The sequence below is a fragment of the Colwellia asteriadis genome, from assembly GCF_039523295.1.
Classification (GTDB): domain Bacteria; phylum Pseudomonadota; class Gammaproteobacteria; order Enterobacterales; family Alteromonadaceae; genus Colwellia; species Colwellia asteriadis.
The window spans coordinates 38,535-63,089 of record NZ_BAAAFA010000005.1 but is presented as its reverse complement, the minus strand read 5'-3'; the positions used below and the strand labels follow the sequence as shown (position 1 = coordinate 63,089).

Genomic DNA, 24,555 nt, shown 5'->3' with positions numbered 1-24,555 from the left:
ATAGAGATGTAACAACGCTAACAGGCATAATTACTTACCTTATTGAAATAAAATGAGTAATAAGTGAGCTAAATAGAGATAATTAAGCCACTTTTATTGTAGGTCTTTTATTTCAGATCATATTTATATCGTCAATATTGAGTTATACTAGCACAATCAATTAACGCTTTTCTTGTCGACATAGCGTGTTGTTAACTATTTGTCCTGATAAAATGTAGGTTTGTTACTTTGTCCATAGTTGCTGTTGGAATAAATCATAAAACTGCCCCTGTAGCGGTCAGAGAGAAAATATCTTTTAATCCAGATAAACTCTCTGTTGCCCTGCGTGAAATGTTAAATGCCGTGCAATGTCGCGAAGTAGCAATATTATCTACCTGTAATAGAACCGAACTTTATTTAGTACAAGACGGTGACTTTAATGCGACCCAAGAGCGTATTATTCAATGGTTAGAACACTTTCATAACGTTCCTGCTTCTACTATCCTCCCAAGCTTATATTGGCATAAAGACCAACAAGCCGTTAATCACATGATGCGCGTTGCTTGTGGGCTTGACTCACTTGTTTTAGGTGAACCGCAAATATTAGGACAAATGAAACAAGCATACAGCCAAGCAAAATCAGCAGGCTCTATGTCGTTAGTGATGGATAGGCTTTTCCAGCGCACTTTTGGTGTTGCTAAGCAAGTACGAACTGAAACTGAAATTGGTGCCAGTGCGGTGTCAGTAGCTTTTGCCTCTGTTAACTTAGCGAAACACATTTTTGCAAGTCTTGATAAAGCCAGAGTACTTTTAGTTGGTGCAGGCGAAACTATAGAGTTAGTGGCGAAACACCTCTATGAAAACAATGTGGGTAAAATTACCGTTGCTAATAGAACGATAGCACGTGCCGAAGGCATGGCTAATAAAATTGGTGCAGATGTTATTACCTTAGCGCAAATTCCTGAACATATTTGTGATGCCGATATTGTGATTAGTTCAACAGGCTCAACACTACCTTTAATTGGTAAAGGTATGGTTGAACAAGCTTTGTTAAAGCGTAAGCATAAACCTATTTTTATGGTAGATTTAGCGGTGCCACGTGATATAGAAGAACAAGTATCTGAGCTTGAAGATGTTTTTCTTTATACTGTTGATGACTTACAAAGCATTATTGCAAAAAACATTGAAAACCGTCGTAAAGCTGCAGTACAAGCCGAAAGCATTGTTAATGATCAATCTGACAATTTTATGTCGTGGTTACGCGGCTTAAACACCCAAGATACCGTGATTAGTTATCGAAAACAGTGTTTAGATGAACGTGATATTTTGTTAGAAAAGGCCTTGATTCAACTTAAAAGTGGTAAAAATTCAGAAGCGGTTGTTGCTGAATTAGCGACTAAGTTAACCAATAAGTTTATGCATGCTCCAACCAGTGCGCTTCAAACTGCAGCACAAGGCGGAGAGTTAGATAAGCTACTTTATTTACGTGATATTTTTGATATTGAGCCGCTCGACTAACGCTTATTCGTATAATTTTATAATCCCTCATTTTAACGCATCATATTACTGTGTTAGAATAGCGCCAATTTAGTTTTTCCTCATTTTAAAATAAGATTACTTTAATGAAACCGTCAGTTTATCAAAAGCTTGAAGCGTTAGTTGAACGCTTTGAGGAAGTGCAAGCTCTATTATCCGACCCTGAAACAATTGCTGATCAAGACAAGTTTCGTGCGTTATCTCAAGAATTTAAACAATTAGATGAAGTGACATCGGTTTTTAAATCGTATCAAAGCGCTGAAGAAAATTTCGCTACAGCGGAAATGATGCTAAAAGATGATGATCCAGATATGCGTGAAATGGCGCAAGATGAATATAAAGAAGCAAAGCAAGCGGTTAGTAGCTTAGCAGACGACTTACAAATATTATTATTACCTCGTGACCCTAATGACGATAACAACTGTTTTGTTGAGATTCGCGCTGGTGCTGGTGGTGATGAAGCGGCTATTTTTGCGGGTGATTTATTTAGAATGTACAGCCGATATGCTGAAAAGCAAGGTTGGAAAATCGAGGTGATGAATACCAATGAAAGTGAGCAGGGCGGCTATAAAGAATTGATTATGAAGGTAAACGGTGAAGGCGTTTATGGTCATATGAAATTTGAGTCAGGTGGTCACCGTGTACAGCGTGTGCCTGAAACTGAATCACAAGGGCGTGTTCATACATCGGCTTGTACCGTTGTGGTTATGCCTGAAATTCCTGAGTCTGAAGCAATTGAAATCAACAAAGCCGATTTAAAAGTTGATACTTTCCGAGCGTCAGGTGCTGGTGGTCAGCACGTTAACAAAACAGACTCGGCTATTCGTATTACCCATATTCCAACAGGCGTTGTTGTTGAGTGTCAAGATCAACGTTCTCAGCATAAAAACCGTGCGCAAGCTATGTCGGTATTACAAGCTCGTTTACAACAAGCAGAAGATGAAAAACGTCGCAGTGAAGAAGAGTCATCACGTCGTAACTTAGTTGCTAGTGGCGATCGCTCTGAACGTATTCGTACCTATAACTTCCCACAAGGAAGAATGAGCGATCATCGTATCAACTTAACGCTTTATCGCTTAAACGAAGTGATGGAAGGTAACCTTCAGTTAGTTATGGAGCCTATAATGCTCGAAAACCAAGCTGATTTACTTGCTGAGCTTGCCGAGCAAAACTAACCTGAAGGTTGTTTGTGATTTTATCGATTGAACACCTAATAGAGCATGGTCGAGCACAACTCGATTCATGCTCTGATAGCGCTAAACTTGATGCGCAACTGCTGTTATGTTTTGTGCTTGAAAAAGAACGCAGCTATTTATTAACTTGGCCTGACAAAATATTAAGCCAGGCACAATCTTCCCAATACCTTGAATTATTAGCACGGCGTATTAATGGTGAACCTATCGCCTATATTGTTGGCGTGAAAGAGTTTTGGTCATTACCTTTTTTTGTCTCTCCTGCAACCTTAATCCCTCGCCCTGACACTGAAATTCTTATTGAATTAGTGTTAACCCATTATGGTGAAAAACAAAACTTAAACTGTTTAGATTTAGGTACGGGAACCGGAGCTATTGCATTAGCGTTAGCATCAGAGTTACCAAGTTGGCATATTGATGCGATAGATTTTAGCTTTGACGCGGTTGCGTTAGCAAAACGTAACGCTAAAGCATTAGCACTTTCACAGGTTAATATTTACCAAAGTGACTGGTTTAGTAAAGTATCGCAAAGCACTTCTTTTGAGATCATAGTATCCAACCCGCCTTATATTGACGGTAATGATGAAAACCTCAGTGTTGGTGATGTGCGCTTTGAACCTAAGTCTGCGTTGGTGGCAAATGAACAAGGGTTAGGTGATATTGCTGATATCACGGCTAAAGCCGTTAATTATTTAGCACCTAATGGTGCGTTATTTTTTGAGCATGGTTTTGAGCAGGGTAAGGCTGTACGTAATATCTTACGAACGGCTGGTTTTAACGACATTGAAACGGTGAAAGACTTAAATGGCCACGATAGAATTACCTGGGGAAAGCTCAGTATTACCAGTAAAATATAACTCAGTTCATTGATGTTAAAGCCTTTTAATTTTGCCATAGCCACGCACTGATATAACATTAAGTACTATCAGTTAAACTGTTACATAGTTATACAGTTTAGCCAAATAAAGTAGGTAAACTTTACGTCGATTTACTAAATAAAACTAAAAATTACCGCTTGGTTTATCACTTCATAGGGAAAAACTAAGCCGATAAAAATATCTCCATCAAAAGAAAACTATTAAAGAGGGTACCCCATTGAAACATTTACATATGACACTCGCCGCAATTAGCGTACTGTTGTTCGCTTATCGTTTTTTATTGCTATTTATTAATCCGGATAAATTAAATAAAAAGTGGCTTAAAATTTCACCTCATGTTGTTGACACTTTGTTACTCAGTGTGGGGGTCGCATTAGCGATAAAGCTGCATTTTAACCCAATGGAACAAATGTGGTTAGCTGAAAAGCTACTCGCTATGGTTGCTTACATTTTTACCGCTTATTACACGCTTAAATTAGCACGTAATAAAGCAATGCGTGTCTTAGGTTTCTTAGGTGCTATTGGCTGGGTAATGTTAATAGTTCGTTTAGCGATGACTAGAGAAGCATTATTTTTTACCTAAATGAGTAAATAAAGTTGTTATGAATGAATTGTTAATTTCAGAAATAAAATCTGAAGATAAAGAGCTATTACAAAAACTTATTCTCATTGAAGAAGCTGTTTTTGGTGAGCAAGTGCATCAACAAAGTCGTTCATCAGTACAAGAGTTAGCAACTTCAAGTACTGATGCGTCACTTGATGTACTAGAAACTATTATTGATCAATGTGTTGCGGTAATTAATGAAATTGAATCACCGTTAGAGCGCGCCGAATGTTTGCTAAATGAATTGTATTTTCAGCATTTATTTATTGATTATGCTCAAGCTTCTTGGCCCTTAAGTGCTTATCATATCGCTAAAGGGCTGAAACAGCGTTTAATGTCGCCTATCGTAAAAGCGGCTATTGTCGCAGAAATTATTACTGCTTGTGGCTTTGATACTGACTTGGTGTTTGTACCAAATAAAATTATGGTGCGCTTATGCTGCGATGAACAATACGCGATTATTTTTGATGCAGTGACGGGAGAATCCCTTGATTGGACCGAGCTTGATCATCGTTTAGATGACTTATCTGGCGACCCTGGTGACGACAACTTAAAATCAGTAAATGATAAAATAGCTATTGTTGAATACCTAATCTCATTAAAAAGTGCATTAATTCGTGAGCAAGCCTTTGATAAAGCGTTGACATGTATTGATATTATTTTAGGACTAAACCCTGATGATCCTATTCTGCGCAGAGACCGAGGTTTTCTTTTACATCAACTTGATTGTTTCAAAGTTGCTGTAGATGACTACCGCTATTTTGTTGAGCAGTGTCCACAAGATCCAGCCGCTAAGATATTAAAAATTCAACTTGAAAAAATAGACGTACAAAATAATACGTTTCATTAATTTGTACGGAAAATGTTAAGGTAAGTTTATGCAAAACCCTGTGTTAGCTAGTACACCATTGATCACTAATGATGCTGTCGTATTGGGCTTATTAGCACTAATACTCGGTTTTGTATTTTTTTACTTCAAATAGTAAAAATACCTTATGTAAACGTTTCTATAAATACGTACCAGCACTTTACATCAGCATTAACAGCCCTAAGGAAGTTTAGGAAATATTATGACAATTACATCTGTAAAAATAAAAGATATCGACGTAGCAAATAATAAACCGTTTGTTTTGTTTGGTGGTATGAACGTATTAGAGTCGCGTGATTTAGCAATGACCATTGCTGAACATTATGTAGAGGTTACTCAAAAGTTGGGTATTCCCTATGTTTTTAAAGCCTCTTTTGATAAAGCGAACCGCTCATCGGTAAACTCCTATCGAGGTCCTGGTCTTGATGAAGGTTTAAAGATATTTGAAGAAATAAAAAACACCTTTAATGTTCCTATTATCACCGATGTACATGAGCCGTATCAGGCACAGCCAGTTAGTGAGGTGGTTGATGTTATACAGCTGCCAGCTTTTTTAGCACGTCAAACTGATCTCGTCGTTGCTATGGCTAAAACAGGGGCAATTATTAATGTTAAAAAACCTCAGTTTTTAGCGGCTCATGAAATGAAGCATATTATTACTAAGTTTGGTGAAGCGGGTAATGAAAATATTATTTTATGTGAACGTGGTAGTTGCTATGGTTACAATAACTTAGTGGTTGATATGTTAGCCATGGATGAAATGAAAAACTATGCCCCAGTTATTTTTGATGCGACACACGCTTTACAAAAACCTGGCGGACGAGCTGATAGTGCTGATGGTCGTCGTGCACAAGCAGCACAATTAGCTCGTAGTGGTATGGCTATTGGTATTGCCGGATTGTTTATTGAGGCGCACCCTGATCCGTCACAAGCGCGCTGTGATGGCCCTTGTGCGTTACCGTTAGATAAGTTAGCCCCATATTTAGCGCAAATGAAAGCAATTGATGATTTAGTTAAAGGTTTTGAGCCGTTAATTACAGGTTAATATTTGTAATAGTTACAGGTAATAACTAAAAAAGGAGACATATAAGTCTCCTTTTTTGATGTTAGTGTCAGATGTTACACTATTAATCCGCTGCAATTTCATTGCTGGTAATATTCATTGTCTTATTACGTTTAAGTTTCTGCTTTTTAATAGCAAAGCTATTATTTTCAACTTGCTGAGTGTAGTCTGTATCTAGCTTGATTGTTGCAAGTGATGATGCTACCGCTTCGTTAATAAGGTGTATGCTTGTTGGTTTAGTTGGCTCAGCTTTAACACGTTCAGTGGTTGGTACTGCTGCTATTGCACTTGTACTAAATATAAGGCCAGTGAGTAATGTAAGTAATGCGTTAGTTTTTTTCATGATATATGTTGTCCAGTAATTAACCTAATAATAAAACACGTTGTTTAGGTAGATTTCTTAGGACCTTTTCTCTGGCATAGCCCTTTGAAAGAAATACAGCGTATGGGTTGGGAGCACACACTATACTTAACTTTCAAAGAATGTTGAGATGATGTCCTTCATCTACAAGGTGTATATTACGTAAACAACACTAAAAATAAAAATGACTTAATTTAATGTTATTCATTAGAAAAACTAATGTAAAATTGATATGCTGTATTTCTAATTATTTATGCATTTATAATTGTAAATTCCTTGTTAATTTATAGGTGAACCTTGGCTAATAGACTACCGCCACTCAACGCATTGCGAGCATTTGAAGCTTCTGCAAGGCAATTAAGCTTTACGCGAGCTGCTGAAGAATTATTTGTGACGCAAGCTGCAATTAGTCATCAAATAAAAGCTTTGGAAGAGCATTTAGGCATTAAATTGTTTATGCGAAAAAACCGCTCACTGTTATTAACAGAAGAGGGACAATCATATTATCTCGACATTAAAGATATTTTTAATTCACTACATGAAGCAACAGAGCGTTTATTAGTGCGTGGCGCTAAAGGTGCCATCACCGTTAGTTCACAAGCAAGCTTTGCTATTCAATGGTTAGTACCACGCTTAAGTGCTTTTAATGCCTTACACGGTGATATTGATGTGCGAATTAAAGCGGTTGATCAAGCTGAAAACTCACTAACCGAAGATGTCGATATCGCCATTTATTATGGAAGGGGCAGCTGGCCCAATATTTATGCAGAAAAACTTCATACTGAATATTTAATTCCCGTGTGCTCCCCATTATTACTGCAAGAAAACGCCGCCAACGGTAAGCCGCCACTACTTACCTTAGAGGACTTATCTCATCATACCTTATTGCATGATACATCGCGTAAAGGCTGGAAACGTTGGTTTAAACAAGTAAACGTTAAAGGCGGTAATGTTAACCATGGGCCAATCTTTAGTCATTCAACTATGGTGTTGCAGGCTGCACTATATGGCCAAGGTGTTGCCTTGGCTTACAGCGTATTGGCCAAGCCAGATATTGATGCAGGGCGTTTGGTTTGTCCGTTTAATGATGTTTTAGTCAGTAAAAACTCTTACTTTATTGTTTGTCGAGAAGCGCAAAAAGATAATGGTAAAATAGCGGCTTTTAGACAGTGGATGCTTGACATGGTACGTGCAGAGCAAGAACAAATAACTGACGGACAAATTAATTAATGGATATGTTATCTATAGAAATGAGCAGCGAAGAAAGTACCGTTGATGGGGCTATTGCCAATGTTATTTTTGCTCATGGTGCTGGCGCTGATATGCATCATGAGTTTATGGTTGAAATGACACGTTTACTTAACCTAGCAAAAGTTAATGTATTACGCTTTAACTTTCCTTTTATGGATAAGCGTATTGCAACAGGGAAGCGTTACCCTCCCGATAGGATGCCAATATTACTTGCGTGCTACCAAGATGTTATTGATAAGTTCCTGCAAAGTTCATGCGCTCAAGATTTACCGCTTTTTATTGGCGGTAAATCTATGGGCTCTCGTGTTGCATGTACATTGGCTACTAATGTAGAGAATAAAGCTAAATTTTTAGGGGTTTTCTGTTTAGGCTATCCTTTTCATCCAGCGAAAAAGCCTGAAAAGTTACGCTTAGAGCCATTAATTGAAGGGAAATTACCTATATTGATTATACAAGGTGATAGAGATACTCTTGGTAGTCAAAGTGAAGTCATAAGCTATAACTTACCTGAGCACTGCCAAAGTGTTTTTTTAGCCGATGGTGATCATAGTTTAAAGCCACGAGTAAAGTCAGGTTTTAGCTATCAACATCATTTGCAAACAGCAGTCGATACACTTGTTACTTTTATTTTGGAACACAGCCATGTCTGCAAGTAATCATAACAATATCACCAACAATCATATTTTAATGCGCTCGATGATGATTTTTGTTGGTATCAGTGGTTGTTTTTCTGTACTATTCGGCGCTTGGTTAGCCCACGGTGGGCAAAGCTTAGCAAGTAATGTGCAGTCAAGTTTATCTACAGCACTGCAATATCAATTATTTCATACAATTACCTTACTTGTATGTTTGGTATGGGCGAAAATAAAACCGCCTTCTAAACCTGTTATCATCGCTTGTATTTGCTTTTTATTAGGCATTTTGTGTTTTAGTTGCACTATTTATATTAAATTAATTTTTGAAGTACCCTTATTAGGTAAGTTAACGCCTATTGGTGGTATGTCATTTGCGCTAGCGTGGTTAATGTTAGCGTTAGAAGGTAAGAATAACTTATGACCTCCATTGTATTATTTTGTCGCCCAGGCTTTGAGAAAGAGTGTGGCGCTGAAGTCCAAGAAAAAGCTGCTTGGAATGAAATCTACGGCTATTTAGAGCTAAAAAAGAATCAAGGCATTGTTCTTTTTCATCTACATGAAAGTGAACACGGTGAAGTTTTGATGAATAAAGTACCATTGAAGCGCCTTATTTTTGCTCGCCAATGGTTTGTTACGGTTACCGATATAATTGATTTACCTGACTATAATCGAGTAGAAGCGATCACTGAAGCTTTAGGTAATGAGTGGCAATATACCGATTTACGAATGGAAATGACAGATACTAATGATGGCAAAGAATTAAGTAAATTTTGTCGTAAGCTCTCTGTGCCGCTTCGCCAAGCATTACGAAAGAATAAGGTATTAACCGAAAAATCAAAAGCTACTGAGCAAGTTGATGACGACGGCGCTATTTTACATGCGCTTTTCTTTAGTGGTCAGCAAGTGATCTTAGGTTTCTCTTTAACGAGAAATAGCTCTCCTCATATCATGGGGATTCCTCGATTAAAGTTTCCAAGCCTTGCGCCAAGTCGCTCAACTTTAAAACTTGATGAAGCATTTCTTTATTTTATTCCTCGTGAAGAATGGGATACCCGTTTAACATCGGGTATGAATGCGGTTGATTTAGGCTCCGCACCAGGCGGTTGGACTTATCAACTCGTTCGCCGAGGTATGATGGTTACTGCGATTGATAACGGGCCAATGGCTGAGTCGCTAATGGAAACCGGGCAGGTTAAGCATAAAATGATGGATGGCTTTAAATACCTTCCTCAAAAGCAAAACGTATATTGGCTAGTTTGTGACATGATTGAAAAACCACAGCGTGTTGCTAAGTTAATGAGTGAATGGTTATTACATGGCTATTGTAAAGAGGCAATGTTTAACTTAAAGCTACCAATGAAAGGGCGCTACCAGCAGGTATCCGAAGACTTACAAGCAATTAAAGATGCTTTTAATAAGCATAACGTCAAATACGAGTTATACGCTAAGCATTTATATTATGACCGTGAAGAAGTCACCGTACACGCAAGATTACTATCACCGGCACCACTAATTGCAGTTGATCTATAGTTTTTGTATTAGTTGCTGATTCACTCAACGGTATTATCTGGATAACTAATCCACAAATATATAAATAAGCTATAAAAAAACGAGTAATAAATATTATATTTATTACTCGTTTTGATTTTAAAGAGTCACTGTTTTTTCTATAAAGGTAATATAAATAGATTACAGTCTTTCAAGTAAAGCTTCAGTAAAGTCAGTTGTACCGTGCGTACCACCTAAGTCCCCAGTTGTTCTATCACCTGATGCAATAACATCAGTAATGGCTGCTTTGATCTTTTGTGCTTTATCACTCATTCCTAAATATTCAAGCATTTGAATGGCAGCAAGAATAACAGACGTTGGGTTTGCTAAGTTTTTACCTGCAATATCTGGCGCACTCCCGTGAACAGCTTCAAAAATAGCACAATCTTCGCCAATGTTAGCACCTGGCGCCATACCTAAGCCGCCAACAAGGCCAGCACATAAGTCAGAAAGAATATCACCAAAAAGGTTAGTGGTTACAATAACGTCAAACTGCTCAGGGTTCATAACTAACTGCATACAGCAATTATCAACAATCATTTCACTTGATTCAATGTCAGGGTAGCGCTGTGCAACTTCGCGAGCAACTTTTAAGAATAAACCAGAGGTCGATTTTAAAATATTTGCTTTATGTACTGCGGTAACTTTTTTACGGCCTTCTTTACGTGCTGTTTCATAAGCAAATGTTAATATTTTTTCAGCACCTTCACGGGTAATAATACTTTTTGCTTCAGCTTCATTACCGTCTTCACTGGTGATTTGGCCTGCGCCAGAGTACATACCTTGAGTGTTTTCACGCACGGTTAAAATGTCAATATTTTCGTAACGTGCTTTGGTACCTTTAAATGAAATAACAGGGCGTAAATTTGCGTATAGTTTAAATTGCTTACGTAACGTTACATTGATTGAGGTAAAACCTTCGCCAACAGGAGTCGTTAAAGGGCCTTTAAGAGTCACTTTATTTTTAGCAATTAACTCAAGCGTTTCACTTGGCACTAATTCTCCGTGCTTTTCAAGCGCAGTTAGACCAGCATCTGCAAACTCATAGTCAAAATTACATCCTGCTTTATCTAACACCTTAATGGTTGCTTCGATAATACTTGGGCCAATGCCGTCGCCAGGGATAACTGTGATGGTCTGTTTAGTCATTAAATTCACCTTAATTGTGAGTTATAAGTAATCGATACTTATTTGTGTAAAGCTGATCTCTTTTGAGGTTGCATCTATTGGTTAGTGGGGAATTTCAGTTAGCGATGAGGTTTGTGCTTTAGGCAACTAACGACATTTAATACATCTTGCTATGGTGAAAATTAACTCACGATTATGAATGCAATATTGAAGCGTGATCAACCTTAGTATTTTATAGATAGAAAACACTTTCAATCGACTCAAGTTTTTAAGTCGTATAAAAGTGTTTTGTTAGTTGTTTTATACCATGTAAACTTTCTGTTTTCGAGCTTGAAAGTTTACATGGGTTAAGTCATGGCATGGTGCTGCTAATGCTTTCGACTCTATACAGTTATAGTAGAATCATTCAATTGGGCTAGCAAGGTGACTTTAGTCTAAGCGCTAAGTACTTTGCTGATAAGGCGTGATTATTTTCCAATTGTCGGGGTAGTTATTACCTAAACCTATTTCTTTTAAAACACCATCAATAAATAGTAAGAAGGTACACTCATCTTGGGTGGTAATACCGTCAGACTTTACATGTTGAGTTCTATAAAACATTACCTGAAAACGGGTGTCGTCGATTTGCTTAGCTTCTGTAATATCGGGGCTACCAAGCTCTTCTAAAGCATGTTCAAAGGTAAATTCATTCAGCTTTATTTTAGCAATAAACTGTCGATTATAAGCCTCTCTGTCGTCCCACTTCATTTGGTCTGGGCTATCGTCATAGAAAATGACCACTAACATAACAAAGACAAAATATGCAGCTAGAGCAAGTACGATGCGTGTGATTACTTTTTTATTCATGTTGAAAATACCGTAGTGACATTGTTAGCTAGTTAAGCTGTTGGGGCGATTAAGGAAATAATATTAGCATTATTTGGTGCTGAAGTTGAAGGTGGTGTTATGCGAATATCCTTAAGGTTGAAACCTAGAGGGATATCTTGTTGTAATGTTAGCAATTGGCGAGTTAACGTTATTTGTTCACTGCTTTCTTCGAGCTTCTTTTTAATCGTCGATTTTAAGTCGTCACTCATTAAAATATTTTTTAGTGAGCCGTATTCGTTAATTAAATTTGCGGCGGTTACTTGCCCAATACCTGCCACACCAGGTATTTTGTTGGTGTTATCACCAGTGAGCGTCCATAAATCCATTAACTGTGATGACTTTACATTAAACTTACTTTTAACATGAGTTTCATCTAAGTAACGACGGTTAAAGTAATCATAGACATGAATATTAGGGCTAAGTAGTGACAAAAAGCCTTTATCTGTTGAAATAATGGTGACTCTCTGACCATGCAACGCCATTTTAGTCGCTAATGTCGCAATAAGGTCGTCAGCTTCATCTTCGTCAGATGTCAGTGAATCAATACCTTCAGCCATAAAAGCATCTTGAATATGACTTAATTGATTGGCGAGTGATTCAGGCATTTTTTTTCTGCCTTTTTTGTAATCCGCATACAACTTATAGCGCCAACAAGGCTTTTGGCTGTCAAAAACCGCCAACCCATGGGTTGGGTTGTGTTCATTAATAATTTTATTTAAGGCCACCACACAGGCATTTTGAGTATTAAATAACACTTGTTGCTGAGTGTTATTTGATAACTCATCATTAGCACTGTTTTTAGTTAACATAAATGGCCGCTCTTGCACCGCATAAATACGACGAATTAAATTTAAAGCATCAATTAAGATTAAATGAGCGGACACCGATTACTCCTCTATAACGTTATAACAAGGGATATACTCAGTACCCGGTAGTTTCATACGTTGCTGCTCAACAAATGAAGCAAGTAGTTTATCCATTAATGTCATAATTTCTTTATCACCTGATATTTGAAAAGGACCAAGCTCTCGTATTGCTTTGATACCACCCGACTTTACATTACCGGCAACTATACCAGAAAAAACACGTCGTAAATTTGCCGCTAGTTCAGCCGTAGGCAGATCATGACTGATATTCAATGCTGCCATATTTGCATGGTTTGGCTCAAATGGGTGTTGAAAGTCGCTTTCTATTTCTAAAGACCAATTGAAATGGAACGAGTCACCTGTTGCTTTGCGATGTGTTAATACTTGCTCTAAACCTATTTTCATTTCACGGGCAACGGCAGGCGCATCGTTAATAATGATTTTATATAAAGATTGCGCTTTTTCACCTAATGTAGCACCAATAAAAGCGTGGATCTCTTTAAAGTAGGCTTTAGCACTAGCAGGGCCTGTTAAAATAATAGGCAGTTTTTGATCTTTATTCTTTTCATTAAGCATAATTCCTAAAATATACAGTAACTCTTCAGCAGTACCTGCGCCACCAGGAAAAATGATCAAGCCATGCGACATCCTAACAAAAGCTTCTAAGCGTTTTTCTATATCAGGCATTATCACTAATTCGTTAACAATAGGGTTTGGTGGCTCAGCAGCAATAATACTTGGCTCAGTTAAACCGATATAACGACCTGATTTATTTCGCTGTTTTGCATGGCCTATTGTCGCACCTTTCATTGGTCCTTTCATAGCACCAGGGCCACAACCAGTACAAATATTAAAAGCACGAAGCCCTAATTGATAACCAACATCTTTGGTATATTTATATTCATTATGACTAATTGAATGGCCGCCCCAACAGGTGATTAAATTAGGCTCAGTTTCAGGTAAAATAAGATTGGCATTACGCAGTATATCAAAGGTAGTGTCGGTAATATTTTCAGACGAAATAGGCATATTTAAGTAACGACTATTAATAAATAATATATCGCGCAATACTGCTGAAAGGTGCTCTCTAATACCACGAATTATTTTACCGTCTACAAAGGCGTGTAATGGTGGATTGTCTAAATCAATTTTTACGCCACGCTCTCGTCTGATGACTTCAATTTTAAATTTTTTATACTTTTGATAAATGGCTTCGGCATCATCGGTATTCGATCCCGCATTAAGTACCGCTAAAGAGCAGTTACGATAAAGCATGTAAAGCTCGCTGCTGGCAGATAATTGTAATTGGTCTACTTCAGCTTGTGAAAGTAAATTCATATTACCAACAGGGTTAAGTTGAATGTGCATAGAACCTCCTTTTATACGCGCCTTAATATTATTAAATGATTAGCGAGTATAGTTACTGTAATTACGCGTACATTACTTAGAATAAATAACTTGATTTTTACCTTGAGACTTTGCTTTATACATAGCTTCATCAGCACGTTCAAAAGCAAGATGGATATTATCATCGGTACGAATATGGGTGGCACCTATCGATAAGGTGATACTGACTTTATTGTTTTTAAACTTAAAAGGTAAGCGAGCAACTTGTTTATTAATTGTGTTTAATTCATTAATTAAATCAGTTTCTGCTGTTTGAGAGTAAATAAGTACAAACTCTTCACCGCCATAACGACCAACAAAAACATCCTTGGAAACATGTTTTTGAATCGTATTAGCAATCACTTGTAGCGTTTTATCGCCAGCGCTATGACCATAGGTATCATTAATTTTTTTGAAGTCATCAATATCAATAACGACTAAGGCTAATTCAAATGGGCGATGTTGAAAGCGAACCATTGCTTTAGCAAAGTAGTCATCAAATGCGGCACGATTAGCAAGCTTAGTCAAAGCGTCTTGCATGTTTTTGATTTGTTGCTCGGCAAGCTTTTCTTCAAACACACGGCTTTTCTCTTCTAGCTGAGCGACTTTTTCTGCCATTTTAGTGAGTTTTTGACTTAATGCTAATTGACTCTGTTGTTCTATTTTCGATTTGGCTTCTAAAGTTCCTGCGATTTTCTGCAATTTATCATTGATGTCTAATTTTACTTGATCAAGCGACAGTGCCTTTTCAACAGTACCCGTCATATCAACAAGTTGTTTTTGTAGTACAACATTAATTTTATCGTTGGCTAATTGCGAAGACTTTTGTGTTTCGAGCGTCTCTTTTACCGCTAACTGAACACTCGTTAAAGTATCACTAAGTGAGGTTAAAAAAGATTTAGCATTATTTTGTTCATTTTTGAACTCGGCAACAATGACATCAAATATTTCAAGGAAGTGGTTTACGATTTCCTTATTCGTTGTGTCGCCCATTAACTTTTTCTTAATTGCTAATAATTGATTGGTATGTGCTTGAGATAAGTTGAGAGCACTTAACGTTACGGAGATTTTTTCTAATAAACTTTCGTCTAACTCAAAAGTGGAGGCAGTATTACTATTGTTATCAGACGAGGTGTCTAATGTTGTTTGCGCTGAATCACCCGCATTGTTAGGTGTTGTTAATAAGCCATTTGTTGCTGTTTTTTCTTTAGCGCTCAAGGCATTTATATAAAACTCTAATAATTGGCTTAATAAAGGAACATATTGAATTAATGCATCTTTTGTACTTTTAGTTTCTGATAATAATTCACGTAAATTGCGTCGGAGGTCGTTGGGTAAACCATTAACCTTTTGTAAGCTCTCTCCGGCAATATTGAAGCGTTGATGCATTTGTGCAATATTTTTTTCGTTAGTTATTGCATGCTGTTGTAGTAGCTTTGTGATGATTGCGATACTGTTTTCAATGTCAGCTATCGGTGCGGATTTAGTAAATAAAACTCGTAATTTTGCCAAACGATTATCAAGCTCGAGATCGACCCCTTTAGAAACTAATGATAGTTTACTGATAAACTGAATAAGTAGTGTCGATTGAGTTTTGAAATCCTCTTCTAACGTTCTACGTGAGTCTATGGCGCTATCAAGTTTTTTTTGCAATGTGTCTAATTGCGCTTGTCCGACAGAGTTGTCATTCATAAAAAAAGCTTATCCTTAAAGTCCTAAATCTCTGTTTATTCTTTGGGTTTTATCTTGTTTTTCTTTGGAAAGTACTAAATGTTTTAAATTAATATCAAGTATTTATTCACACACATTCAACAGTATAAGACAAATTTAAGCACAAATGCTCTCTTTATTGTATGTCGGGGCAGAAAAAGTCATATTATTTTCTATCGCTACTATCTAATCGTATAAAATTGTTCCAATTAAGCTAGAATAATCATTATTTATCATGCCACCACTTAGGATTTTATTATGGTTTTATGTAAAAGCTTACTGTTCACCTTACTTCTTTATCTTATAGCGTTTAGTGCTAATGCTGAGGTTAATGTTACGATTAATATTGATAACCCTGAACACCACTTAGCAACAGTTCAGGTTCAGTTTAAAGCGTCTGAAACTAAGGATACACTCGTTTATTTACCTACATGGCGCACAGGTAGATATGAAATTTTAAATTTGGCTAACGGTATCAGAAAATTTTCAGCACAAGATGAGCAAGGTAATGCGCTTTTGTGGGAAAAAGTAAGTAAGGATAGTTGGCGAATAAATAACACCCAACATAAAAAGCTAACAGTAACCTACCAAGTTTATGCAAATCAATTAGGTAAAAGAACTCGCCATATTGATGATAGCCACGCCTTTATTGATAACTCGACCGTGGTGATGTATAGCGAAGAAAGTCGTCCGCAAAAACATATCGTGCAAATGGTAGTACCTAAAGCATGGCGCAGTGTTTCAGGGTTGGACTTTGGTGATAATCATCATCAATTTATCGCTAGCAATTACGATGTACTTGTTGATTCGCCTATTGAAAGCGGTATTAATCAATTTTTTGAATTTGAAGTTGATAATCGCCAATATGAATTAGTTATTTGGGGGGAGGGCAACTACGATACTCAAAAAATGTTACAGGATTTAACGGTAATGGTTGAGCAAAGTAAAAGCATTTGGCAAGGCTATCCATTTAAGCGTTATGTTTTTATGGTACACGCCACAAGTGGCGCTCGCGGTGCTACAGAGCATGTAAACTCAACCATTATTCAACGTTCTCGCTATAAATTTTCAGCAAGAAAAGACTATATTGGTTTTATTTCTACCGCCGCGCATGAATTTGTTCATACCTGGAATGTTAAGCAGTATCGCCCTGAAGGGCTTGTTCCTTATGATTATCAACAAGAGAACTACGACAACCTATTATGGCTTGCAGAAGGCTCAACCAGTTACCTGCAATACCAACTATTATTACGCGGTAAATTATTAACCAGTAAAGAGTTCTTTGAAGACTTAGCTAAACGTATTACCAAACATCAACATAAGCCAGGGCGAAATAGCCAAAGTATTGCACAAGCAGGCTTTGATGCATGGATTAATGAAAGCGGAGACTATGGTAATAATCATAGCGTTAATATCTATGCTGAGGGTTATTTGGCCTCTTGGTTACTCGACTTTGATATATTAAGTCGAACTAATTTAGCGAAAAGTTATCGGAATGTGCATAATCAGCTTTATCAACAGTTTAAAATACCTAAAAGTTACAATGAGAATGATATTTTGGCGATTTTAAACCAAGTGACCGGTGAAAATTACCAGCCATGGTGGCAGCAAAACATTACTGGTTTATTAGCCATAGATTTTGATGCGTTGTTAGCAAAAGCGGGTTTGCAAATGAGCTATGGTAAAGCTGGTGCTAAGTTAAAAACACAAATTTGGACAGGCCTGAAAACCGAGCAAGTTAATAGTGGTTTGAAAGTAACGCATGTCGAAAAGCATAGCCCTGCATGGGATGCTGGCTTTACCCTAGACGACATTATTATTGCTATTGATGGTTTGCGTTTAGTCGATAAAGATCTCACAACGCGCTTAGCTGATTTTAATGATGAGAATACCGTAGACATTAGCTTTTTTAGACGTGACGTATTAGCGAGTAAATCACTGGCTTTAGTTAAAAGGCCTAAAGATAAGTTAAAAGTAACTCCATTAGAGAATGCTAACGAGCAGCAAAAAGCATTTTTTACTCAGTGGACTGGGCTTGAGTTTCCTGAGGACAAAAAATAAATAAAACTTAATTGAGTAACTACAATTAAAAAATCCAACCTAATAAAGGTTGGATTTTTTGTTTAAGCTGTTTAAAACTAAAACTAAAACTAAAACTAAAACTAAAACTGCTCGACCATAAACGCTATTGGCGCAATGTTCTATTCGCTGGAGCCGATGTTAAATGGGTACTTCTAAAAGGGTTTATATCTAAACCGCCTCGACGCGTATAACGTGCAAAAACCGTAAGTTGCTCTAATTTTGCGTACTTTTGTAAATCACAAAAAATACGTTCAATACACTGTTCATGAAATTCATTATGTTGTCTAAATGAAATCAAGTATTTAAGTAACTGTGCGTGATTTAATGGAGCACCCTGATAACTAATATATACACTGGCCCAGTCTGGTTGGTTGGTGATTAAGCAGTTCGATTTGAGCAAATGGCTTACAAGCGTTTCATTTATACTAGGTTGGTCATTAGCCTCATGACTTGCTTGTATATTAGTTAACCACTGTGCATTGTATTGATATTCATCCATAGAAATATCTTCATTATCAATACAAATAAGTGAATTACTTGCCTGGTTAATGGCTAAGTTAGGGCAATCATCAACGCTAAAAAGGGCAACCGAAGCTTGCTCGCCAGCCGTATGTGATAAATCAGCAGCGAGAATTTTTTGTACTTGCTCCATTGATGAAAAACGGCTTTGGTTAAAACTATTTAAATACAGCTTAAATGATTTCGACTCAACTAAGTTAGGGCTCGTACAAGGGAACCTAAACTCGGCGACTGCAACCACAGGCTTGCCGTTGGTATTTAGCCAAGAAAGTTCATAACCGTACCAAACATCCTCACCAACAAAAGGTAATGTTGTGTCGGTTAATGATAAATCATCACGATTTAAACTCCGGGGTACTGCTTGCAGTAAATCTGGGTTATATTTACTGCTATATTGAGTTTCTTTCCCTAAAGTTAGCTCGCTTAATGCAGCTGATTTTTCATATTTGCTCATAAAAACTTCTACCGTTAACAATTATAGTATTATTTTAAAGGATCTTAGTCGTATATGACATCATCAAATACAACTTTAGCGCAAGCTGTACTTACATTTGCAGAGCAACATGTTGCTTTACATCAAGAGCGTAACAATAACGAATTACCCAGTACTGAATTTGATGAGCAGTGGTTGTCTCCCTGTATCAGTGAAAAATTGGCCGATGATCTTTGTAGTTGGCAGCCAATAGCCATTGCTAAGCTGGTAGAGCAGAAGGAAATAGCAAAACCGTTATCATTTAATAATGTTGAACAAGCGTTAGACTTAGTATTGCATCAAGATATTAAAACTTATTTTACAACCATCTTTAGTGACAGCATTGAAGCACAATGTGCCGATGGTAGCTTAACGTTATTGTTTGCTTGGAGTGAAGCTGACTTTGAACGACTACAAGAAAATATTATTGGTCATATCATGATGAAACAGCGTTTAAAACAAGCTGAAACGGTGTTTTTTGCTGTAACCGATGAAGAAGATATTATTATTTCACTTGATAATGAAACTGGTGAAGTGTGGGCAGAGAGAGTGGGTTGTAAACCTCATAAAAAAATTGCCGACTCATTAGCTGATTTATTTACTAATGTGTTAACAGTTAGTTAGTTTTGCCTTTACTATTACAGCCAATAAGGCAGTTTATGGAAAGGCGTTTGAGTGCTAAGCACTAAACGCCTTTACTTTATTTTAGCTCTTTAGTTAGCTCTGCTATCATTTGCTTCATTTCACTTAGCTCTTCTCTTATTTGCGTTAACTCATGACTTAGCGCTTTATTAATACTTATTTGAATTCGTTCTTCTAAAATAGCATTGCTGGTTGCGTCATCGTTTTCATGCTTTTTATTTTCTTGGGGAGTTGTCTGCGCAGGAGGAGCGATAAACTTAGGATCATGCTGCCAATTTTTTAGCGTTTTAATCAGCGTAGGTAAAGGAACTGGCTGACTTAACTTAGCCTTAACCAAAGCGACGGTTGGTTTTTTCCCGTCATTAGCAAGTTGATTGGCAAACATTAATATTTCATCAAAAATAGTCATGGCGTTTATTAATAATTACGTGATAAGCAATATAACCATATTTTAGTTAAAAAAGCTAAAATTGTTACATGCCTCTTTGAAGTTTTTTCAATAAATCCCTTAATATCAATGGTTTGTTTTTTGGCAACTTTTTTGCTTTTACTGAAAGTGTACTAACGATAACAACTATAAAAGGAATAACCATGAAAAAGACAGTACTTGTATTATTAGCTGCTACCCCCTTATTATTTTCGCTATCAGGCTGTGTTGTAAAAATTAATGATGACGGCATTAACCATGATTTTGTTGTTGATAGTGAAGACAGAGCTTATAAAAACCGTAAACACATTGCTGCGGTTAACTTAGGAGCCAGTATTGCTGATATTGAAGAAAAGCTTGGTGTTGCTGATTTTTCTGAGACGTATAGTGAAAATGAAAAAACAGTGAAAGTACTTTATTACCGAACCCAACGTAAACATAAAGATGGTTTAACCACTAAAGATGAATGTACCTATTTGCAATTTGTTAATGGTGAGCTAATTAAAACCGGTTATGGTGACGAGTTTAAAAAAAGCTAAATAGAGCTAAATTTAACGCGTAGCATAGTAGACAACTTAGTACGTGATTTTTACCCAACCTATGTGAAGCATCGCTATTTCAGTGATGCTTTTTTGTATGCGCTATTTGTAATTTCAATTGACCTGTTTTTAGTTATGCTGCTAAGGTGGAACTAATAAATATCAAGCTAATCCACCAGTAGAGTAGGAGTTATCATGACAGAAATGGAATCACCAGCAAGTGTTATAAGCAACAATGCTGACAGTGAAAGTGTTGATGTAAAAGCGAGTTACTTAAAAGCTGAAGACTTAAAGTTTGCTGCATCGCTTTTATACCAAGCGTACCATGATGACCCTGTTTTTCTTGATATATTCAATAGTGATAAAGAAGACTACGAGCAGCGTTTACGCGCGGCAATTCGAGAAGAATTAAACGCCTTTTGGCAAGCAAAGCAACCCATGGTCGGTTTATATTTAGGTGACACTATGGTTGGTGTTGCTTGTTTAAATAGTCCAGATGAGTCACTTAGCGTTAATCGCTTTTGGCATTGGCGTTTAAAAATGTTACTAAGTGCTGGTTATTTTAGTACCAAACAAATGATGCAAAAAGAACAAACAGTGCTCGAAGCTGTGCCATTAAAAACTTTTCATTTATTGTCATTTATTGCGGTGCATCCGTTACATCAGCAACACGGTTTTGGTCATTACTTAATGGCAGCGGTAAATACTGTGCTTGACGAGCATACTGATAGCGAAGGTGTTGCTGTTTATGCTACCTCAGGTAAGTTTAAAGCATTTTTCGAAAATGTTGGTTATGAGGTCATTAAAGAAGTAACTGTTGGTAATGTCTCTGGCTCTGTCATGGTACATTATCGTAATAACGAGTTAGTACAATAAGTTACTTAAACAGCAAAAGACAAGTTCATTATGTTTTTCATCGTTAGTTATCGAAGTAACTTATGCGTTTAACAGGCAAGCTACTAAAATGGAGCGAAGACAAGTGCTTTGGCTTTATTGTACCTAATGGTGGTGGCGATCATGTTTTCATTCATAAAAGTGCGTTTTCAAATAAAAAACGCACGCCTCAAGTTAATGACATTCTCACATTTTCGATAGCGAAAGATAAACAAGGGCGTTACTGCGCTGATAAGGCGACTTTTGCAGGCGAAAAGCCCGCAAGTCATGCAGAAAAGCATGTGAATAAGTTTTCGATTTATTTAGCCGTTTTATTTTTAGGGGCTATCTTAGTTGCGTTAATTTTTGGCTACTTACCAATAAATTTAGTATTACTTTATTTAGGCGCGAGTACGCTGTGCTTTGTTTCATATGCGCATGATAAAAACAAAGCAAAAAGGGGCGCTTGGCGCACCCCAGAAAGTACATTGCATTTGCTTGCACTGGCTGGCGGCTGGCCAGGAGCTGCTATTGCACAGCAAACCCTTAGGCATAAATCTAAAAAGGCTACATTTAGGTTTGTTTTTTGGTTAACGGTTATCATAAACATAAGCGCACTGTGTTGGTTAACATCTTTAAATCAAATGGATGAAAGTACTTCATTGCTCAAAATGCTATTTTCATAATTTTTCAGAAAAACTAGGTGACTATTAGTTAGAGCAATAACAGTTAGTTGTTTTCGGGAGTATTTGTAAAAACGGCTAGCAAGTAATTTAGCAGGGTAAATGCAATTGGCTAATTTTAGCCGCTTAGGGTTGTGTTATGTGTGTAGTCAGTTGGAGCACTCAATTATATACTTATAAATTTTAGGAGTTGAGATGAATAACAAAATTATTGGAATAGTCCTTATTATTGTGGGGGTTGCATTAGCTATGTGGGGTTACAATATTTATGATTCTGCTAGCTCACAAGTTACTCGAGCATTAAGTGGGGATACTCCTATTGAGGCTTGGGCGGGAATGGCTGGTGGCGTAATTGCCGTTATACTTGGTATTACAAGACTTAAATAATACCAATAAATGAACACGCAACAAGAGTTTAAAGTAGGCGTTAATAAGTGCAGATAGAAGTGTTTTATGTTATTTCAAATTTATCTGTTACGATAACTGTGTTTCGTTTAAACGGTTAACTGGAGGCTGTGATGAAAAAATGTCATAAAAAAGGTATCGGTTTAAGTTTACTATGGGCTTCTGCAATTTTGTCCTCTGCTATTCTTGACGCCCCGCAGCTATTAACGCTAATAATTTTGCCTGTGTTAGCCTATATGTCAGTAATGCTTATAAATAAAGACCATCAGTCTTAATGTTTGTATTTCAACGGTTTGATGTAAGTGGCACACTACAAGTGACAAAAAAGGACGTTAACAGTTAAGCGTCACTTTGCGGCGATAACCAATAAATTGTTTGTACTTAATAAGGCATTAATAATAAGGCATTAAATTTTTAGTGGATTTGAGCATGAATCAAATAAGAGGTTTTGCTTTTTCATTTGTAATAGTCATTATTACATTTGTAGTTTCAGCGATAGCTGCTGGTATCCTAGCTGATTTTATGGGAGTTTGGAAAAAACCAATAATTGGCTCAGTTGCGGCTTCTTTAGTGGTTTTATCTGGTTATATCACTGCGCCTAGTCACAAAACGAAAGTAGCAACTGCTTGGTTGATTGTTGGAGCTATTGCGGCTTTGATCTTATCGAGTACTTCGCCATACCCAGAAGATAAACCCACTTTATTTCCTTTATATGCGACTTATGCTAGTGGCTTTATTACGTTATTAATATGTATTATTTGGCATAAAAAACATAACCAATGAACCTCACAGAACCAATTTGGAATATCATTTTTTCTCGCGCTTCTAAAAGATCTACACTCACTTAAAACGTTATCGGCATATGTGCTATTTTTTTTGTAAGACATGTCTCACAGTGATGTGCGATATCATGGCAATTGTCGCTGTAAAATAGAAGCTTAATTATTTACTGTTATGATTTTAAAGGCTTTTTATTTTTTCATTGAAAGTTGCACTTATGTTACATCTAAATAATTTTATTCTGGTTACTACTAACCATAAATTTTAAGTGTAATATTAATCATGTCAGGAAGACATAGGGCAGGAAGCCTTAAAGCAATACGCTGTCATGGATGAGATAGTAGCTACGGGGATGTTGTTACTACAAATGGAAAATACTTGGAAAGTATAACGCTTAATGATTAAGCAAGGCAATAAAATGGATGCCAAGGATACTTCGGGACGAAGCAATAAGGATGTTACGGAATAGTAAACTTAAGGAAAACCTAAAGCAGGATGCTTTACTCATTTAGGTAACTAACTGAGACAGGTTTAAAGGAAGACTTTATGGATGAAGTCTAATAGCAGGACGCTATAGGGAAAGCTAAACAAGGATGTAGCTTGATAAGGATTATCAAGGTCAGGAAGACATAAGTTTAGGATGACTTACTTAGGGATATATATTTAAGGAGCTACAAGGATTGTATTCAAGGAAGAAATGAGAATATAAATATAAGTGCAGGATGCGCTATATAAGCTAGATACAGAAATGCGACTCTTTGAGTCGCATTTTTTTTATGTTTTTTCTGTGCTTTTGATATTAGTATGTTATTAAATATCTTAACCTAAGCTCTGGTTTTTAGGCCATGTTACCGTGATAACACTATGTTGATACTTTTCTCTAAAATAGCGCAACAATTACATCCATACCTGCGATCAGTTCATTTATTACTAATGGTACTTATTGTATTTTTAATTACGCAATTTATACCCGCTTTGAAAAGTGAAAGTATCGGTGATACTCATACCGTGTTGAGCTTTCTTTTATGTTTATGGTTGTTACTTGTTCATACTATTACGGTTGTATTTAATGATTTTCCTGATTTAACGGGTGAGCAAGCTTCACGCTTTAAACGCTATAAAATAAAGCTGCAGCGGGCAGGTTATTATATACTGGCGCTTGTTTTCACCTTACTAACACTAGTCATTACGTTCTTAACGTTTAGGTTGATTAATGTGCTATAGCGCATCAGTTTTGGGAAAAACATTTAGCCGATTAAT

General features: G+C 36.8%; 26 protein-coding genes and 1 pseudogene. 19 read left to right on the top strand and 8 right to left on the bottom strand.

Annotated features, from left to right (window positions below; translation table 11 throughout):
* Positions 1–228: 228 nt before the first annotated feature.
* From hemA to kdsA, 7 genes and pseudogenes are all read left to right on the top strand, one after another.
* Positions 229–1,497 carry a glutamyl-tRNA reductase gene (gene hemA / locus ABD005_RS08185; protein WP_343816882.1) on the top strand — a complete coding sequence of 423 codons (1,269 nt, stop codon included), beginning with the start codon at positions 229–231 and terminating at the stop codon, positions 1,495–1,497.
* Between the two features lie 104 nt (positions 1,498–1,601).
* Positions 1,602–2,690, top strand: coding sequence for a peptide chain release factor 1 (prfA, locus tag ABD005_RS08180; protein ID WP_215980592.1), 1,089 nt, complete (start codon positions 1,602–1,604; stop codon positions 2,688–2,690).
* Between the two features lie 14 nt (positions 2,691–2,704).
* On the top strand, positions 2,705–3,565 hold the full coding sequence (gene prmC, locus ABD005_RS08175) for a peptide chain release factor N(5)-glutamine methyltransferase (protein WP_343816880.1): 861 nt from the start codon (positions 2,705–2,707) through the stop codon (positions 3,563–3,565).
* Between the two features lie 238 nt (positions 3,566–3,803).
* Positions 3,804–4,169, top strand: coding sequence for a SirB2 family protein (locus tag ABD005_RS08170; protein WP_215980590.1), 366 nt, complete (start codon positions 3,804–3,806; stop codon positions 4,167–4,169).
* A gap of 19 nt (positions 4,170–4,188) precedes the next feature.
* A complete protein-coding gene (locus tag ABD005_RS08165) occupies positions 4,189–5,040 on the top strand; it encodes a SirB1 family protein (RefSeq protein WP_215980589.1) in 852 nt (283 codons plus the stop codon).
* Positions 5,041–5,068: 28 nt separating this feature from the next.
* Positions 5,069–5,225: pseudogene (locus ABD005_RS18215) on the top strand (DUF819 family protein); the annotation flags it as partial.
* 35 nt (positions 5,226–5,260) lie between these two features.
* Entirely contained in the window at positions 5,261–6,103 is an 843-nt protein-coding gene (gene kdsA, locus ABD005_RS08160; RefSeq protein ID WP_343816876.1) for a 3-deoxy-8-phosphooctulonate synthase, read from the top strand.
* Positions 6,104–6,185: 82 nt separating this feature from the next.
* Here kdsA and ABD005_RS08155 read toward each other — a convergent pair whose 3' ends face one another.
* Positions 6,186–6,464 (bottom strand): hypothetical protein, encoded by a 279-nt coding sequence (locus tag ABD005_RS08155; RefSeq protein WP_215980587.1) that lies wholly within the window; start codon positions 6,462–6,464, stop codon positions 6,186–6,188.
* 315 nt (positions 6,465–6,779) lie between these two features.
* On the opposite strand from ABD005_RS08155, the gene ABD005_RS08150 reads away from it, so the two are divergent.
* From ABD005_RS08150 to rlmM, 4 genes are read left to right on the top strand one after another with little or no spacing between them, the layout of a single operon-like run.
* Positions 6,780–7,712: a transcriptional regulator GcvA gene (locus ABD005_RS08150; protein ID WP_215980586.1), complete on the top strand. Its 933-nt coding sequence runs from the start codon at positions 6,780–6,782 to the stop codon at positions 7,710–7,712.
* Positions 7,712–8,389 (top strand): alpha/beta family hydrolase, encoded by a 678-nt coding sequence (locus tag ABD005_RS08145; RefSeq protein ID WP_343816873.1) that lies wholly within the window; start codon positions 7,712–7,714, stop codon positions 8,387–8,389. The genes ABD005_RS08150 and ABD005_RS08145 overlap by 1 nt, the downstream gene beginning before the upstream one ends.
* The gene (locus tag ABD005_RS08140; RefSeq protein WP_215980584.1) at positions 8,376–8,789 is read left to right on the top strand and encodes a DUF423 domain-containing protein; all 414 of its coding nucleotides are present in this window, start codon (positions 8,376–8,378) and stop codon (positions 8,787–8,789) included. The genes ABD005_RS08145 and ABD005_RS08140 overlap by 14 nt, the downstream gene beginning before the upstream one ends.
* The gene (gene rlmM, locus ABD005_RS08135; RefSeq protein ID WP_343816871.1) at positions 8,786–9,898 is read left to right on the top strand and encodes a 23S rRNA (cytidine(2498)-2'-O)-methyltransferase RlmM; all 1,113 of its coding nucleotides are present in this window, start codon (positions 8,786–8,788) and stop codon (positions 9,896–9,898) included. The genes ABD005_RS08140 and rlmM overlap by 4 nt, the downstream gene beginning before the upstream one ends.
* 159 nt (positions 9,899–10,057) lie before the next feature.
* Here the strand turns inward: rlmM and ABD005_RS08130 are convergent, their stop codons facing one another.
* The 5 genes from ABD005_RS08130 to ABD005_RS08110 form a co-directional block, all read right to left on the bottom strand.
* Positions 10,058–11,065, bottom strand: a complete 1,008-nt coding sequence (locus tag ABD005_RS08130; protein ID WP_215980582.1) for an isocitrate dehydrogenase — start codon at positions 11,063–11,065, stop codon at positions 10,058–10,060.
* Between the two features lie 420 nt (positions 11,066–11,485).
* Positions 11,486–11,890, bottom strand: coding sequence for a DUF3192 domain-containing protein (locus ABD005_RS08125; protein WP_343816868.1), 405 nt, complete (start codon positions 11,888–11,890; stop codon positions 11,486–11,488).
* A gap of 32 nt (positions 11,891–11,922) precedes the next feature.
* Positions 11,923–12,795: a flap endonuclease Xni gene (gene xni / locus ABD005_RS08120; protein WP_343816866.1), complete on the bottom strand. Its 873-nt coding sequence runs from the start codon at positions 12,793–12,795 to the stop codon at positions 11,923–11,925.
* Positions 12,796–12,798: 3 nt separating this feature from the next.
* A complete protein-coding gene (gene ppnN / locus ABD005_RS08115; protein ID WP_343816864.1) occupies positions 12,799–14,145 on the bottom strand; it encodes a nucleotide 5'-monophosphate nucleosidase PpnN in 1,347 nt (448 codons plus the stop codon).
* Positions 14,146–14,217: 72 nt separating this feature from the next.
* Positions 14,218–15,855, bottom strand: coding sequence for a GGDEF domain-containing protein (locus ABD005_RS08110; protein ID WP_343816862.1), 1,638 nt, complete (start codon positions 15,853–15,855; stop codon positions 14,218–14,220).
* Between the two features lie 276 nt (positions 15,856–16,131).
* Here ABD005_RS08110 and ABD005_RS08105 point away from each other — a divergent pair, with 276 nt between their 5' ends.
* A complete protein-coding gene (locus ABD005_RS08105; protein ID WP_343816860.1) occupies positions 16,132–17,934 on the top strand; it encodes a M61 family metallopeptidase in 1,803 nt (600 codons plus the stop codon).
* A 124-nt stretch (positions 17,935–18,058) separates the two neighbouring features.
* On the opposite strand, the gene queF is transcribed toward ABD005_RS08105, so the two are convergent.
* A complete protein-coding gene (gene queF, locus ABD005_RS08100) occupies positions 18,059–18,928 on the bottom strand; it encodes an NADPH-dependent 7-cyano-7-deazaguanine reductase QueF (RefSeq protein WP_343816858.1) in 870 nt (289 codons plus the stop codon).
* 54 nt (positions 18,929–18,982) lie between these two features.
* Between queF and syd the strand changes: the two genes are divergently transcribed.
* Positions 18,983–19,570, top strand: coding sequence for a SecY-interacting protein (gene syd, locus ABD005_RS08095; protein WP_343816856.1), 588 nt, complete (start codon positions 18,983–18,985; stop codon positions 19,568–19,570).
* A 76-nt stretch (positions 19,571–19,646) separates the two neighbouring features.
* Here the strand turns inward: syd and ABD005_RS08090 are convergent, their stop codons facing one another.
* On the bottom strand, positions 19,647–19,997 hold the full coding sequence (locus ABD005_RS08090; protein ID WP_343816854.1) for a hypothetical protein: 351 nt from the start codon (positions 19,995–19,997) through the stop codon (positions 19,647–19,649).
* A 182-nt stretch (positions 19,998–20,179) separates the two neighbouring features.
* Between ABD005_RS08090 and ABD005_RS08085 the strand changes: the two genes are divergently transcribed.
* The 6 genes from ABD005_RS08085 to ABD005_RS08060 all read left to right on the top strand — a co-directional run bounded on the left by ABD005_RS08085 (position 20,180) and on the right by ABD005_RS08060 (position 24,519).
* Positions 20,180–20,554: a DUF3192 domain-containing protein gene (locus ABD005_RS08085; protein WP_215980573.1), complete on the top strand. Its 375-nt coding sequence runs from the start codon at positions 20,180–20,182 to the stop codon at positions 20,552–20,554.
* A 204-nt stretch (positions 20,555–20,758) separates the two neighbouring features.
* The gene (locus tag ABD005_RS08080; RefSeq protein WP_425544892.1) at positions 20,759–21,430 is read left to right on the top strand and encodes a GNAT family N-acetyltransferase; all 672 of its coding nucleotides are present in this window, start codon (positions 20,759–20,761) and stop codon (positions 21,428–21,430) included.
* Positions 21,431–21,492: 62 nt separating this feature from the next.
* Complete coding sequence (locus ABD005_RS08075; RefSeq protein ID WP_343816850.1) at positions 21,493–22,113, top strand: DUF1294 domain-containing protein; 621 nt, start codon at positions 21,493–21,495, stop codon at positions 22,111–22,113.
* Positions 22,114–22,305: 192 nt separating this feature from the next.
* Positions 22,306–22,497, top strand: a complete 192-nt coding sequence (locus ABD005_RS08070; RefSeq protein WP_215980570.1) for a DUF3185 family protein — start codon at positions 22,306–22,308, stop codon at positions 22,495–22,497.
* Positions 22,498–22,944: 447 nt separating this feature from the next.
* On the top strand, positions 22,945–23,298 hold the full coding sequence (locus ABD005_RS08065; RefSeq protein ID WP_343816848.1) for a hypothetical protein: 354 nt from the start codon (positions 22,945–22,947) through the stop codon (positions 23,296–23,298).
* 861 nt (positions 23,299–24,159) lie between these two features.
* Positions 24,160–24,519 carry a hypothetical protein gene (locus ABD005_RS08060; RefSeq protein ID WP_343816846.1) on the top strand — a complete coding sequence of 120 codons (360 nt, stop codon included), beginning with the start codon at positions 24,160–24,162 and terminating at the stop codon, positions 24,517–24,519.
* Positions 24,520–24,555 lie beyond the last annotated feature (36 nt).

Coding starts and splice junctions, on each gene's coding strand:
- prfA (WP_215980592.1), top strand. CDS start 1,602: ATGAAACCGTCAGTTTATCAAAAGCTTGAAGCGTTAGTTGAACGCTTT.
- ABD005_RS08165 (WP_215980589.1), top strand. CDS start 4,189: ATGAATGAATTGTTAATTTCAGAAATAAAATCTGAAGATAAAGAGCTA.
- kdsA (WP_343816876.1), top strand. CDS start 5,261: ATGACAATTACATCTGTAAAAATAAAAGATATCGACGTAGCAAATAAT.
- ABD005_RS08155 (WP_215980587.1), bottom strand. CDS start 6,464: ATGAAAAAAACTAACGCATTACTTACATTACTCACTGGCCTTATATTT.
- ABD005_RS08145 (WP_343816873.1), top strand. CDS start 7,712: ATGGATATGTTATCTATAGAAATGAGCAGCGAAGAAAGTACCGTTGAT.
- ABD005_RS08140 (WP_215980584.1), top strand. CDS start 8,376: ATGTCTGCAAGTAATCATAACAATATCACCAACAATCATATTTTAATG.
- rlmM (WP_343816871.1), top strand. CDS start 8,786: ATGACCTCCATTGTATTATTTTGTCGCCCAGGCTTTGAGAAAGAGTGT.
- ABD005_RS08130 (WP_215980582.1), bottom strand. CDS start 11,065: ATGACTAAACAGACCATCACAGTTATCCCTGGCGACGGCATTGGCCCA.
- ABD005_RS08125 (WP_343816868.1), bottom strand. CDS start 11,890: ATGAATAAAAAAGTAATCACACGCATCGTACTTGCTCTAGCTGCATAT.
- ppnN (WP_343816864.1), bottom strand. CDS start 14,145: ATGCACATTCAACTTAACCCTGTTGGTAATATGAATTTACTTTCACAA.
- ABD005_RS08110 (WP_343816862.1), bottom strand. CDS start 15,855: ATGAATGACAACTCTGTCGGACAAGCGCAATTAGACACATTGCAAAAA.
- ABD005_RS08105 (WP_343816860.1), top strand. CDS start 16,132: ATGGTTTTATGTAAAAGCTTACTGTTCACCTTACTTCTTTATCTTATA.
- queF (WP_343816858.1), bottom strand. CDS start 18,928: ATGAGCAAATATGAAAAATCAGCTGCATTAAGCGAGCTAACTTTAGGG.
- syd (WP_343816856.1), top strand. CDS start 18,983: ATGACATCATCAAATACAACTTTAGCGCAAGCTGTACTTACATTTGCA.
- ABD005_RS08090 (WP_343816854.1), bottom strand. CDS start 19,997: ATGACTATTTTTGATGAAATATTAATGTTTGCCAATCAACTTGCTAAT.
- ABD005_RS08085 (WP_215980573.1), top strand. CDS start 20,180: ATGAAAAAGACAGTACTTGTATTATTAGCTGCTACCCCCTTATTATTT.
- ABD005_RS08080 (WP_425544892.1), top strand. CDS start 20,759: ATGGAATCACCAGCAAGTGTTATAAGCAACAATGCTGACAGTGAAAGT.
- ABD005_RS08075 (WP_343816850.1), top strand. CDS start 21,493: ATGCGTTTAACAGGCAAGCTACTAAAATGGAGCGAAGACAAGTGCTTT.
- ABD005_RS08070 (WP_215980570.1), top strand. CDS start 22,306: ATGAATAACAAAATTATTGGAATAGTCCTTATTATTGTGGGGGTTGCA.
- ABD005_RS08065 (WP_343816848.1), top strand. CDS start 22,945: ATGAATCAAATAAGAGGTTTTGCTTTTTCATTTGTAATAGTCATTATT.
- ABD005_RS08060 (WP_343816846.1), top strand. CDS start 24,160: ATGTTGATACTTTTCTCTAAAATAGCGCAACAATTACATCCATACCTG.